This is a genomic window from Streptomyces coelicoflavus (assembly GCF_045041415.1).
In the GTDB taxonomy this organism is placed as follows: domain Bacteria; phylum Actinomycetota; class Actinomycetes; order Streptomycetales; family Streptomycetaceae; genus Streptomyces; species Streptomyces coelicoflavus.
Map to the genome: position 1 here is coordinate 6968050 of NZ_CP108218.1, position 12370 is coordinate 6980419.

Here is a 12370-nt window from a genome sequence, read left to right on the forward strand (position 1 = left end):
TCAGACCAGGAGGCCTCCGCAATGACCGCCCATCGCACTCCGCTCTCCGAACTCGAACAGGCAGCACCGTTCGAGCAGCGCCACATCGGCCCCGACCACGAGGCCCGGGCCAAGATGCTCGCGCAGGTCGGTTACGGTTCGCTCGACGAACTGACGGCCGCCGCGGTGCCGGATGTGATCAAGAACGCCGACCGGCTCGACCTGCCGGGCGCGCGCTCCGAGGCCGAGGTGCTGGCCGAGCTGCGCTCCCTGGCCGACCGCAACCAGGTCCTCGACTCCATGATCGGCCTCGGCTACTACGGCACCTTCACCCCGCCGGTGATCCTGCGCAACGTCATGGAGAACCCGTCCTGGTACACGGCGTACACGCCGTACCAGCCGGAGATCTCGCAGGGGCGGCTCGAGGCCCTGCTGAACTTCCAGACGATGGTCGCCGAGCTGACCGGCCTGCCCACCTCCGGCGCCTCGCTGCTCGACGAGGGCACCGCCGCCGCCGAGGCGATGGCGCTGTCCCGGCGCATGGGCAAGAACAAGAAGGGTCTGTTCCTGGTCGACGCGGACGCGCTGCCGCAGACCGTCGCCGTGATACGGACCCGGGCCGAGCCGACCGGCGTCGAGGTCGTCGTCGCCGACCTGAGCGAGGGCATCCCCGCCGAGGTCGCCGAGCGGGAGATCAACGGCGTCCTGATCCAGTACCCGGGCGCCTCCGGTGCCGTCCGCGACATCAAGCCGGTGATCGACCGGGCGCACGAGCTGGGCGCCCTCGTCACCGTCGCCGCCGACCTGCTCGCCCTCACGCTGCTCACCTCGCCCGGCGAGCTGGGCGCGGACATCGCGGTGGGCACCACCCAGCGCTTCGGCGTGCCGATGGGCTTCGGCGGACCGCACGCCGGCTACATGGCCGTCCACGAGAAGTTCGCCCGCAGTCTGCCCGGCCGCCTGGTCGGCGTCTCCGTGGACGCCGACGGCAACAAGGCCTACCGCCTGGCCCTCCAGACCCGCGAGCAGCACATCCGCCGCGAGAAGGCCACCAGCAACATCTGCACCGCGCAGGTGCTGCTCGCCGTCATGGCCGGCATGTACGCCGTCTACCACGGTCCCGAGGGGCTGCGGGCCATCGCCCGCCGCACCCACCGGTACGCCACGATCACCGCGGCCGGCCTCGCCGCCGGCGGCGTCGAGATCGTCCACGGCTCCTACTTCGACACGGTCACCGCGCGGGTGCCCGGCCGGGCCGGCGCGATCGTGCACGCCGCCCGCGAGAACGGCATCAACGTGCGGCTGGTCGACGCCGACCACGTCTCCTTCGCCTGCGACGAGACCACCACGCGCGCCCAGGTCGGCGGCGTGTGGCACGCCTTCGGCGTGGAGGGCGACGTCGAGTCGCTGGACGCGGAGACCGGGGAGACGCTGTCCGAGGCGCTGCTGCGCACCGACGACTTCCTGACCCACCCCGTCTTCCACCAGCACCGCTCCGAGACCGCGATGCTGCGCTACCTGCGCCGTCTCGCCGACCGGGACTACGCGCTGGACCGCGGCATGATCCCGCTGGGCTCCTGCACCATGAAGCTCAACGCGACCACCGAGATGGAGCCGGTCACCTGGCCCGAGTTCGGCGCCCTGCACCCCTTCGCGCCCGCCGATCAGGCCCAGGGCTACCTGACCCTCATCCGCGAGCTGGAGGAGCGGCTCGCCGAGGTCACCGGGTACGACAAGGTCTCGCTCCAGCCCAACGCCGGGTCCCAGGGCGAGTTCGCGGGCCTGCTCGCGGTACGCGGTTACCACCGGGCCAACGGCGACGAGCAGCGCACCGTCTGCCTCATCCCGTCCTCCGCGCACGGCACCAACGCCGCCAGCGCCGTGATGGCCGGCATGAAGGTCGTCGTCGTCAAGACCGCCGAGGACGGTGAGATCGACGTCGAGGACCTGCGCGCCAAGATCGAGAAGCACCGCGACGAGCTGGCCGTGCTGATGATCACGTACCCCTCCACACACGGCGTGTTCGAGGAGCACGTGGCCGACATCTGCGCCCAGGTGCACGACGCGGGCGGCCAGGTCTACGTGGACGGCGCCAACCTCAACGCCCTGGTCGGCCTCGCCAAGCCCGGCCACTTCGGCGGCGACGTCTCCCACCTGAACCTGCACAAGACCTTCTGCATCCCGCACGGCGGCGGCGGTCCCGGCGTCGGCCCCGTGGGCGTGCGGTCGCACCTCGCGCCGTACCTGCCCAACCACCCGCTTCAGCCCGCGGCCGGTCCGCAGACGGGCGTCGGGCCGATCTCGGCGGCGCCGTGGGGATCGGCGGGCATCCTGCCGATCTCGTGGTCGTACGTCCGGCTGATGGGCGGTGAGGGGCTCAAGCGCGCCACGCAGGTGGCCGTGCTGTCCGCCAACTACATCGCCAAGCGCCTTGAGGCGCACTTCCCGGTGCTCTACAACGGCCCCGGCGGGCTGGTCGCGCACGAGTGCATCATCGACCTGCGCCCGCTGACCAAGGCCACCGGCGTGAGCGTCGACGACGTCGCCAAGCGGCTGATCGACTACGGCTTCCACGCGCCGACGATGTCCTTCCCGGTGGCCGGCACGCTGATGATCGAGCCGACCGAGTCCGAGGACCTGGCCGAGCTGGACCGGTTCTGCGAGGCGATGATCGCCATCCGCGCGGAGATCGAGAAGGTCGGTTCCGGCGCCTGGCCCGCCGAGGACAACCCGCTGCGCGGCGCCCCGCACACCGCGGGCGCGCTCGGCGGTGAGTGGGACCACGCGTACACGCGCGAGGAGGCCGTCTTCCCGGCCGGTGTGTCCGCCGCCGACAAGTACTGGCCGCCGGTGCGCCGCATCGACCAGGCCTACGGCGACCGCAACCTGGTCTGCTCCTGCCCGCCGCTGGACGCGTACGAGGACTGAGTCCCGACGCGGAAGTGGAAGAGGCTCCGTCCGGGCTCGCACGGCCCGGACGGAGCCTCTCGGCATGTCGACGCCCTTGCGGCTCACACCGTGGCGCCGGAGGTGAGGGCGGTGCCGGGAGCCGGGGGAGGCGTGGGTCAGGTTCTGTCGATGTGTACATTCGTCGACTTCACCCGCGCCGTGGCCTCCACGCCGACCTCGAGGCCGAGTTCCTCCACCGCCTCCCTGGTCAGCAGGGAGACGAGCCGGTGCGGGCCGGCCTGGATCTCGACCTGGGCCGCGACGTCGCCGAGTTTGATGGCGGTGACGATCCCCGGGAACGAGTTGCGGACCGAGGTGTACGGGGTCTCCTCGTCGGCGCCGCCGGAGCGGGCGAGCTCGACCGAGAACGCGGCCAGGTCGCGCCCGTCGACGACGCGCCGCCCGCCCTCGTCGCGACGGGTGGCGATCCGGCCCGCGTCGGCCCAGCGGCGCGCGGTGTCCGGGCTGACGCCGAGCAGCCGCGCCGCCCGGCCGATCGTGTAGGACTGCATGCGGTCACGATAGGCCGCGGGACGGGAACGGTGGACGAGGGGTTGGCTGTGGGGTATGACGCGATATAGCGTTAGTGTCCCGCAGTGGTGGGGCGTTCACGGGACGCCCGGGGAGATCGGGGTCGAGCCATGCCGGTGCAGTCTTCACAGGGCGGCGTGACGCCCGCGCTCCGCGCCTCGCACGCGGACCGGGACCGGGCCGTGGACGTACTGAGCGCCGCCGCGGGAGACGGCAGGCTGACCGCCGAGGAGCTGGACGACCGGGTGGGAGCGGCGCTCACCGCCCGCACCCAGGACGAGCTGGCCGCCCTGACCGCCGACCTGCCGCTCGCGGCGGACGGCGCCGCGGCCCCCGCGGCCAAGGACGTCGTCCGTATCGAGCAGCAGGGCACGTCCACCCGGCGGGGCGAGGGCTGGGTGGTGCCGCGGCGGATGGAGATCCGGTCGGCCTGGGGCGAGGTGACGCTGGACCTCGCCCGGGCGGTGATCACGCACGACACCCTCCGCATCGACCTCGACCTGCGGGCCGGGGCGCTGAAGATCCTGACCCGGCCCGGCATCGTGGTGGACACCGACTCCCTCGTGACCAGCTACGGCGAGGTGAAGACCCCGAGGAGCGTCGACATCGGGGTGCCCGTGGTGCTGAGGGTGGAGATCACGGGCGAGGTCAGCTGGGGGCAGGTCGTGGTGCGTGCGCCGCGCCGCGGGCTCGGGCGCAGGGCGTAGGGCCTGGGCGGACGGCTCAACCGGACGGTGTCGTGATGCCCGGCGGGGGTGCCGTGCTGGCACGCAGGATCAGCTCCGTGCCCAGTTCGGCCCGTGGCGGGTCCGGGTCTTCGTCGCGGGTCGGGCGAAGCACCGTGCGCGCGGCCACCCGGCCCATGTCGGCGAGCGGCTGGCGCACGGTCGTCAGGGGCGGCGCCGACCAGCGGACCTCCGGAAGGTCGTCGAAGCCGACGACGCTCATGTCCTGCGGCACCCTCGACCCGCGCCGGCGCAGCGCCTCGATCGCACCCAGCGCCATCTGGTCGCTGGCCGCGAAGACCGCCGTCGGCGGCTCGGGCAGGCCCAGCAGGGCTTCACAGGCCGCGAAGCCGGACTCGTGACGGAAGTCGCCGGGGACGATCAGGGACTCGTCCACGGCGACGCCGGCGCCTTCCAGGGCGGCGCGGTAGCCGTCGCGGCGGGCCCGCGAGCACAGCAGCCGCGGCGGCCCGGCGATCAGGCCGATCCTGCGATGCCCCAGCGCCAGCAGATGCTCGGTGGCCGCCGTGCCGCCCTCCCGGTTGGCCGCGCCGACCGTGGGCACGTCCAGGGCCGGAGAGCCCGCCGGGTCGACGACGACCAGGGGCACGCCGAGGATCCGCAGCTCCTGGTGGAGCACCGGATCCAGGGCCGAGGTGACGAGGACGACGCCGTCCGAGGCCCGGGCCCGCAGATTGCGCATCCACCGAGGTGCGTCGCCCGAGCGGCCGTGGACCGCGGAGACCACGGTGCCGACCCCGGCGGCGTGGGCCACCTCCTCGACCCCGCGGATGATCTCCACGGCCCAGGGGCTGTCGAGGTCGTTGAAGACCAGGTCGAGCAGGGCGGCCCGGCGCCCGGGCGCGGCGGCGCGCTTGCGGTACCCGTGCCGGCGCAGCAGTTCCTCCACCCGCGCCCTGGTCCCGGGCGACACGTCCGACCGGCCGTTCACCACCCGGGAGACGGTCGGCACCGAGACACCCGCGCGGCGGGCGATGTCCGTGATCGTGACCCTGCCCCGGCCGCCGGGAGCCGTCTTCGCCCGGGCCCCGTCCACTGCCACTTCCCCACCTCCGCAGACACCGACCGCACAACTGCCGGGAGTCTTCCGGAAACCGGCCGCCCCAGGGAAGTCGTACCGCTCCCCGAGGCGCCGGGACGGTGGCGTCGCACCGCCCCGCTCCCGGTCAGGCGGCGGTCGTCAGGCCCGCGCCGACGGGACGGTGCGGGGCGATCGCCCGACCGTCCGGCAGCAGCTCACCGGTGTCCTCGAAAAGGACGACACCGTTGCACAGCAGGCTCCACCCCTGCTCCGGGTGGTGCGCCACGAGACGGGCGGACTCCCGGTCGGCGGAGACGGCTGACGGGCACGGCGGCTGGTGCTGGCACATGAGTGGGGTCTCTCGGTCTGTGGTGATGAGTGAGTCGGCTGTCTTGTCCGTACCGCGGCGTGGAACCTCGTTCATGGCCGCCCCCCGTTGTTTGAGTCGGTCCGAACCCAGTGTTGCCCCGCGGGCGTCGATCCGCAGGTATTTCGCAGCACCGCTTCTCACAGGTTGATGACGCGTCACCCGCGCGGACGGTTCAGCTCAACTGCACTGTCATTTCGGGTGGTTCGGCATGGCCGATTGGGGCTAGTCCGCGCGGGTGGGCCAGCGGTACGGACCGGCCCGGCGGGCCGGAGGCGGGCCGCGGGCAGGTCAGGCGGGAGAACCCAGCAGCCGCGTCGGCGTCAACCGGTGCGTGAGGACCGGCAGCAGTTCGGCGACCCGGTGCGGCAGGTGCGCCGCGATCCCGGGCGGCGCCGGTGCCAGCGGCACCAGCAGGTCGGTGGCCGCGGGATGCCCGGCCGCGGCGTCCGCGGCGCAGTCGCCGTGCAGCCACAGCGTGAGCATGTACAGCTGGGGAACCGACAGCAGGCGCGGCTGGTAGGGCTGGGCCATCGAGTCGGCCTGCCGCAGCGCGAGCTCGGTCGAGGCGACGTAGGGGCCCTCGAAGAAGTGCGAGAACGCCCAGCCGTCGGCGGTCAGCATCGTCTCCGCGGCCGCCACCGACAGGTCGCCGCACCGGATGTGGAAGCGCCACCCGGTCAGTCGGGTGGCCGTCACGTCCTGCTCCGTGACCCGGTCGAGGACGTGCACGGGAAGCGGCAGTTCCGGTGTGGCGGGCCCCTGGGCGCGCAGCAGGGCGGGTGTCCGGGCCTCGCGGACCGCGGTGGGCGACGAGAGGGCGGTGAGGACGGAGCGCAGGGCGGGCACGGGGGCCTGGGGAACACACAGGGGCATGATGGGTCGCCTCTCATTCGAAGGCACGGTGGCGCGAGGGCGGAGCGGGGCGGACGACGCTGTCGGCTCACAGGGCTGGGAGAGGCAGGGACCGGGTCCGGGAAGCGAGAAGTGGGAGAGGCCTGCCACGCGTCAGCTCGACGGCAGGATCCTTCGACCGTGGACTCCGGTCCGCTGCCTGTCCGCGGAGTTTATACGACATGTGTTCAGACTGTGTTTCGGCTAGCCGATTCCGGCAACCAGTATAAGGTTGAATTCGGCCGCCGATATGCGGGAATCCTCCGGATTCCGGACCAGGTGTACGGCGATGACCTCGGGGAATGTTCACCGAGCGGTCGGCCAATTGTCGTCGGCGTTTTTCACGAGTTGTCGGCCCGGGAAACCGCTCGACGTGCCATGCCCGGTGAATGTGCCACCGGTCACACCGGCACAGCGTAGCGGCTGCCGGGCCGGTGCGGGGACGTTATCGATCGCTTCGGCTGGGCATCATCCCACCTGACCGGCGGCCGGCCAGTGGCGGCCGGATCTTCCGCACACCGCTCCGAGAAGGGACTCTTCCATGGGGGAGAAGGTCGCGGCAGGTCAGTTCGACCTGTCCGATCGCCAGCGCTACCGCGACAAGCTCCAGCGGTGCCTGACGGGCCTGGAGCGACTTCTGGCGGAGAAGCGGTTCGACCGCCCGAAGAACCTGATGGGGCTGGAGATCGAATTGAATCTCGTCGGTGCCGACGGGATGCCGAAAATGTTGAATGCGCAAGTCCTCGAGCGCATCGCGAGCCGCGACTTCCAGACCGAACTCGCCATGTTCAACCTGGAGGTCAACATAGCTCCGCACCGCCTGGGCGGGCGGGTATTCGACCGGCTCGCCGAGGAGATCCGTACGTCATTGGCATATGCGGACCGCAAGGCGGGAGAGGTCGACGCGGGAATCGCGATGATCGGTATTCTGCCGACGCTGGACCGGGACGATCTGGTCTCGTCCAATCTCTCCGCCGTCGACCGCTACGCCCTGCTCAACGAACAGATCGTGGCCGCCCGTGGGGAGGACTTCACCCTCGACATCGAGGGCGTGGAGCGCCTGACCTGCACCTCGAAGTCCATCGCCCCCGAGGCCGCCTGTACCTCGGTGCAACTGCACCTCCAGGTCACCCCCGACCGCTTCGCCGACGTGTGGAACGCCGCGCAGGCCGTCACCGCCGCGCAGATCGCCCTCGGCGCCAACGCGCCCTTCCTCTTCGGCCGCGAACTGTGGCGGGAGTCGCGGCCCCCGCTGTTCCAGCAGTCCACCGACACCCGCCCGCCCGAACTCCAGGCCCAGGGCGTGCGGCCGCGCACCTGGTTCGGGGAGCGCTGGGTGACCTCGGCGTACGACCTCTTCGAGGAGAACCGGCGCTACTTCCCGGCCCTGCTGCCGATCTGCGACGACGAGGACCCGCTGGACGTCCTCGACGCGGGCGGCGTGCCCTCGCTCTCCGAACTCGTCCTGCACAACGGCACCGTCTACCGTTGGAACCGTCCGGTCTACGACATCGCCGACGGCGTGCCGCACCTGCGGGTGGAGAACCGGGTCCTGCCCGCCGGACCCACCGTCACCGACGTCATCGCCAACGCCGCCTTCTACTACGGGGTCGTGCGCGCGCTCGCCGAGGAGCCCCGGCCGGTGTGGACGCGGCTGCCGTTCGAGGCCGCCGCCGCCAACTTCGAGGCCGCGTGCCGCCACGGCATCGACGCCCGTTTCGAATGGCCCCGGCGCGGCCGCCTCGGCGGCACCACCGAGGTCGACGCCGCCGTCCTCGTACGCGACGAACTGCTGCCGCTCGCCGAGGCCGGGCTCGACGCGTGGGGCGTGGAACCCGCCGACCGGGACCTCTACCTCGGCGTGATCGAGGAGCGGTGCCGGCGCCGGGTCAACGGCGCCTCCTGGCAGGCGGCCACGTTCCACCGGGCGCTGGAGGCGGGCCTGTCCCGGGAGGCCGCGCTGGCCGCCACGACCCGCCGCTACGTCGAGCTGATGCGCGCGGGGGACCCCGTGCACCTGTGGCCGGTGGGCCTGCCGGAGACGGCGCCGCCGGGCTGACCGCCGCCGGGCCCGCCCCCCGCCGAGCCCGCCCCCGCCGCGCACCGCCCCATACTGATCGGGCAAGCTGTGACGTCCCAGCTGGAGGCAGGTGTGCATGGCGGAGGCGGGCCCGGTGGACGATGCGTTCCCTCAGAAGCGACTCGGTGAACAGCCCTTGACCGAGGAGCGGCTCACACGGCGGATCCTGCGGGACGAGACCCTGCTCGTCCTGGCACTCTCGCTCGGTGCGAGCGGCGTGTCCGCCCTCATCAGCTTCATCGGCTCGGTCACCCGGCCCGGCGGGCTCAAGGACCAGGCGGCCACCCTCAACGCCTCCGCGGCGCCCGGCCGTCCCTGGCTGGACCTGGCCTGGCAGCTCTTCGGGATCACCACGGCGCTCGTCCCGGTCGCCCTCGTCGCGCACTTCCTGCTGCGTGAGGGGCGCGGCCTGCGCACCCTCGGCTTCGACCGCACCCGCCCGTGGCCGGACCTGGGGCGCGGGGCCGCCGTGGCCGCCGTCATCGGCAGCACCGGTATCGCGTTCTACCTCGCCGCGCGCGGCCTGGGCTTCAACCTCACCGTGGTGCCCGAGGCGCTGCCCGACGTGTGGTGGAAGTACCCCGTCCTGATCCTGTCGGCGGTGCAGAACTCCGTTCTGGAGGAGGTCATCGTCGTCGGCTACCTGCTGCGCCGGCTCGACCAGCTCGGCTGGGGTGCGGGGGCCTCGCTGGCGGCCAGTTCGGTACTGCGCGGGTCGTACCACCTCTACCAGGGGATCGGCGGGTTCGTCGGGAACATGGTGATGGGCGTCGTGTTCGTCTACCTGTACCGCCGCTGGGGACGCGTGGGCCCGCTGGTGGTGGCGCACTCGCTGCTCGACATCGGGGCCTTCGTCGGCTACGGCCTGCTCGCCGGGAAGGTGGACTGGCTCCCGACGGCATGACCGCCGGAGCCTCGAGCCGCCGCGGGGTCAGGCCAGCAGCTCGCCGTCGATCACCGTCACCGCCTGCCCGCTCAGCAGCGTGCGCCCGCCCCGCACTTCCGTGCGCACCCGGCCGGAGCGGGACGACGCCTGGAGCCCGGTGAGGTCCGGGCGGCCGAGACGCTCGGACCAGAAGGGCGCGAGGGCCGTGTGGGCGCTGCCGGTGACCGGGTCCTCGTCGATGCCGACGTTGGGGAAGAAACAGCGGGAGACGTAGTCGTAGCCACGGGCGGGGTCCTTCGCGCGGGCGGTGGCGATGACACCGCGCTCGGAGTGTGCGGCCAGTGCCGGCAGGTCCGGCGCCAGGCCGCGGACCGTCTCTTCGTCGGCGACCTCGACCAGCAGGTCGCCGATGTCCGGCCCGGTGTCCAGGACGGTGAGCGGCTCGGTGCCCAGTGCCTCGCCGACGCCCGCCGGCACCTCGACCGGAGTGAGCGGCGCCGTGGGGAAGTCCAGGGTGGTCGAGCCGTCCTCGCCGGGTGCCGCGATCAGGACCCCGCTGCGGGTGGCGAACCGCACCGGCCCCTCGTGGGCGCCGGTGGTGTGCAGGACGTGGGCCGTGGCTAGCGTTGCGTGGCCGCACATCGCCACCTCGGTGGCCGGTGTGAACCAGCGCAGCGCCCAGTCGGCCTCGCCGCCCGCGGGCAGCGGGTGGGCGAAGGCCGTCTCGGAGTGGTTGACCTCCAGGGCGATCCGCTGGAGCCGGTCGTCGCCGGGGAAGGCGTCGAGGAGCACGACCCCGGCGGGATTGCCGGCGAAGGGCCGGTCGGTGAAGGCGTCGACGATTCGGATGCGCATGCCCCGACGCTAGACGCCGTCCGGAGCCGCGGACCAAGGCCAATCGCGCGGTGGCGGCCCGTTTTCCGCGGCCCCGGCCCGCACGCGTACACGGTCAGGGTGCCCCGGTCGGCGGCATGTGCCCGGTCAGCGCCGGATCAGGCCGAGGGATGTCGCGGTGGCGACGGCGGCGGTGCGCGAGTCGACGTCGAGCTTGGCGTAGATGCGGGCCAGGTGGGACTTGACCGTGCCCTCGGTGAGGTGGAGCCGGTGCCCGATGGCCTGGTTGGACAGCCCGCCGGCGACCAGGGCGAGGACCTCGGTCTCCCGCCGGGTCAGGGTGGTGCCGGGGGTGCGCAGCCGGTTCATGAGCCGGTCGGCGACGGCGGGCGCGAGGGCGGTGCGGCCGGCGGCGGCGGTGCGCACGGCGTCGGCCAGATCCTCGGGCGGCGCGTCCTTGAGGAGGTAGCCGGTGGCGCCGGCCTCGATGGCGGGCAGGGTGTCGGCGTCGGAGTCGTACGTCGTCACGATGAGCACGCGCGGGGCCCCGGGGCGGGCGGCGATGGCGGCGGTGGCCTCGGCGCCGTTCATGCCCTTGCCGAATTGCAGGTCCATCAGCACGACGTCGATGTCGCCGTGCGCGGCGCGTGCGACGGCCTCCTCCGCGGTGGCGGCCTCGGCCACCACCTCGAGGCCGGGCTCGGTCTCCAGTACGGCGCGCAGACCGGCCCGCACCACGGGGTGGTCGTCGGCGAGGAGCAGGCGGACGGGGGTCTCGGTCACGGGCGGGCCTCGGGTTCGGTGGGCGGGGTGAACGGCAGCCGGGCGGTCAGGGCGGTGCCGTGGCCGGGTGCGGACTCGATGGTCAGGGTGCCGCCGAGGGCGTCCAGGCGGGCCCGCATGGCGGCCAGGCCGAAGCCGCCCGCCTCGGGGTCGGCCGGGGGCAGTCGGTCCGGGTCGAAGCCGGTACCGTCGTCGACGACGTCCAGGGCGATGTGGTCGCCGAGGTGGCTGAGGGTGACCTCGGCCGTGGTGGCGTCGGCGTGGCGGACCGTGTTGGCGAGGGCCGACTGGGCGATGCGCAGCAGGGCGACCTCGTGGGCGGTCGGCAGCGGGACCGGGACGCCGGTGAGGTGGAAACGGGCGGTGACCCGGTGCCGGGCGGACGTCGTGGCGCACAGGCGTTCCAGGGCGCCGGCCAGCGTGGTGCCGTCCAGGGCGGGCGGGGTCAGGGCGGCGACGAAGCGGCGGGCCTCGGCGAGGTTGTCCACGGCGGCCTGCCGGGCCGCCACGACGTGGCCGGTGGCGGCGTCGGGCCGCTCGGGCAGGGCGCGCTCGGCGGCGCGCAGCAGCAGTTGGATGCTGGACAGGCCCTGGGCAAGGGTGTCGTGGATCTCGCGGGCCAGCCGCTCGCGCTCGGCGAGCACGCCGGCGGTGTGCTGGGCGCGGGCGAGGTCGGCGCGGGTGGCGGTCAGTTCCTCGATCAGCCGCCTGCGCCGCTCGCTCTCGCGGTACAGGGCCTGGTAGCCCCACACCACGGCGACGGCGACGGCGGCGCCGAGCGCGGGACCGATCACCATGGCCGGGCCGAAGGAGCCGGTGTGGGCGGCGTACCCGGCGACGGCCGCGACGGCGGTGGCGGTCACGGCGGCCAGGCCCGCGCGGCGCGACAGCAGGTGGAGCTGGAGGAAGTACAGCGGGAAGGCCACCCACACGGCCTCGGGGGAGAGCGCCAGCAGCACCAGCCACACGGCTCCCACGGCGGCCAGCCACGCGGCCGCGACCCGCCGGACGAGCCGGACCCGGGGCAGCACCGGCCCGGCGGCGTACACCAGGCCGCACACCACCGCGACGGCGACGATCGGCCCGGCGTGGGACCGGCCGTCCGTCACGGCGCGGGCGGCGACCAGGACGAGCAGGCCGACGACCAGCAGGTGCAGGCACCAGGCCAGGGCCCGGGTGGTCGGGGTCAGGGTGGGAGCGGAAGCGTTCACAGTGTGTCCAGGCTACGAAAGGCGGGCCCCGGGGGCCTCCGTCGAAAGTTACAAACCGGGTGCCGCCTTCCGGCCCGCGAAGTGCCGTC

Annotated in this window: 11 protein-coding genes; 4 read left to right on the forward strand and 7 right to left on the reverse strand. The window is 73.2% G+C overall.

All coding sequences use genetic code 11. The features are described 5' to 3' along the window. Window positions 1–21: 21 nt before the first annotated feature. Window positions 22–2907, forward strand: coding sequence for an aminomethyl-transferring glycine dehydrogenase (gene gcvP, locus OHA99_RS31300; protein WP_405698446.1), 2886 nt, complete (start codon window positions 22–24; stop codon window positions 2905–2907). Window positions 2908–3044: 137 nt separating this feature from the next. Here the strand turns inward: gcvP and OHA99_RS31305 are convergent, their stop codons facing one another. After that, on the reverse strand, window positions 3045–3440 hold the full coding sequence (locus OHA99_RS31305) for a molybdopterin-binding protein (protein WP_153180819.1): 396 nt from the start codon (window positions 3438–3440) through the stop codon (window positions 3045–3047). A gap of 156 nt (window positions 3441–3596) precedes the next feature. Between OHA99_RS31305 and OHA99_RS31310 the strand changes: the two genes are divergently transcribed. Continuing rightward, window positions 3597–4166: a DUF1707 domain-containing protein gene (locus tag OHA99_RS31310; protein ID WP_381588318.1), complete on the forward strand. Its 570-nt coding sequence runs from the start codon at window positions 3597–3599 to the stop codon at window positions 4164–4166. Window positions 4167–4182: 16 nt separating this feature from the next. On the opposite strand, the gene OHA99_RS31315 is transcribed toward OHA99_RS31310, so the two are convergent. The 3 genes from OHA99_RS31315 to OHA99_RS31325 form a co-directional block, all read right to left on the reverse strand. Beyond that, entirely contained in the window at window positions 4183–5247 is a 1065-nt protein-coding gene (locus OHA99_RS31315; RefSeq protein ID WP_366473444.1) for a LacI family DNA-binding transcriptional regulator, read from the reverse strand. 124 nt (window positions 5248–5371) lie between these two features. After that, window positions 5372–5575 carry a DUF5999 family protein gene (locus OHA99_RS31320; protein ID WP_007388206.1) on the reverse strand — a complete coding sequence of 68 codons (204 nt, stop codon included), beginning with the start codon at window positions 5573–5575 and terminating at the stop codon, window positions 5372–5374. A gap of 309 nt (window positions 5576–5884) precedes the next feature. Continuing rightward, the gene (locus tag OHA99_RS31325; RefSeq protein ID WP_405698447.1) at window positions 5885–6469 is read right to left on the reverse strand and encodes a hypothetical protein; all 585 of its coding nucleotides are present in this window, start codon (window positions 6467–6469) and stop codon (window positions 5885–5887) included. A 559-nt stretch (window positions 6470–7028) separates the two neighbouring features. On the opposite strand from OHA99_RS31325, the gene OHA99_RS31330 reads away from it, so the two are divergent. Then, window positions 7029–8546 (forward strand): glutamate--cysteine ligase, encoded by a 1518-nt coding sequence (locus tag OHA99_RS31330; RefSeq protein WP_366473443.1) that lies wholly within the window; start codon window positions 7029–7031, stop codon window positions 8544–8546. 97 nt (window positions 8547–8643) lie between these two features. After that, window positions 8644–9471, forward strand: coding sequence for a CPBP family intramembrane glutamic endopeptidase (locus OHA99_RS31335; RefSeq protein ID WP_381382790.1), 828 nt, complete (start codon window positions 8644–8646; stop codon window positions 9469–9471). A gap of 27 nt (window positions 9472–9498) precedes the next feature. On the opposite strand, the gene OHA99_RS31340 is transcribed toward OHA99_RS31335, so the two are convergent. The 3 genes from OHA99_RS31340 to OHA99_RS31350 all read right to left on the reverse strand — a co-directional run bounded on the left by OHA99_RS31340 (window position 9499) and on the right by OHA99_RS31350 (window position 12281). Further along, window positions 9499–10308, reverse strand: a complete 810-nt coding sequence (locus OHA99_RS31340; RefSeq protein ID WP_153180825.1) for a PhzF family phenazine biosynthesis protein — start codon at window positions 10306–10308, stop codon at window positions 9499–9501. Window positions 10309–10434: 126 nt separating this feature from the next. Then, window positions 10435–11070 carry a response regulator transcription factor gene (locus OHA99_RS31345; protein WP_164385516.1) on the reverse strand — a complete coding sequence of 212 codons (636 nt, stop codon included), beginning with the start codon at window positions 11068–11070 and terminating at the stop codon, window positions 10435–10437. Beyond that, window positions 11067–12281, reverse strand: a complete 1215-nt coding sequence (locus OHA99_RS31350; protein ID WP_405698448.1) for a sensor histidine kinase — start codon at window positions 12279–12281, stop codon at window positions 11067–11069. The genes OHA99_RS31345 and OHA99_RS31350 overlap by 4 nt, the downstream gene beginning before the upstream one ends. Between the last annotated feature and the right edge of the window lie 89 nt (window positions 12282–12370).

What these genes read in the sequence shown, in the direction of transcription:
- OHA99_RS31320 (WP_007388206.1), bottom strand. Translation starts at nt 5,575, where the DNA reads ATGTGCCAGCACCAGCCGCCGTGCCCGTCAGCCGTCTCCGCCGACCGG.
- OHA99_RS31305 (WP_153180819.1), bottom strand. Translation starts at nt 3,440, where the DNA reads ATGCAGTCCTACACGATCGGCCGGGCGGCGCGGCTGCTCGGCGTCAGC.
- OHA99_RS31330 (WP_366473443.1), top strand. Translation starts at nt 7,029, where the DNA reads ATGGGGGAGAAGGTCGCGGCAGGTCAGTTCGACCTGTCCGATCGCCAG.
- OHA99_RS31335 (WP_381382790.1), top strand. Translation starts at nt 8,644, where the DNA reads ATGGCGGAGGCGGGCCCGGTGGACGATGCGTTCCCTCAGAAGCGACTC.
- OHA99_RS31325 (WP_405698447.1), bottom strand. Translation starts at nt 6,469, where the DNA reads ATGCCCCTGTGTGTTCCCCAGGCCCCCGTGCCCGCCCTGCGCTCCGTC.
- gcvP (WP_405698446.1), top strand. Translation starts at nt 22, where the DNA reads ATGACCGCCCATCGCACTCCGCTCTCCGAACTCGAACAGGCAGCACCG.
- OHA99_RS31340 (WP_153180825.1), bottom strand. Translation starts at nt 10,308, where the DNA reads ATGCGCATCCGAATCGTCGACGCCTTCACCGACCGGCCCTTCGCCGGC.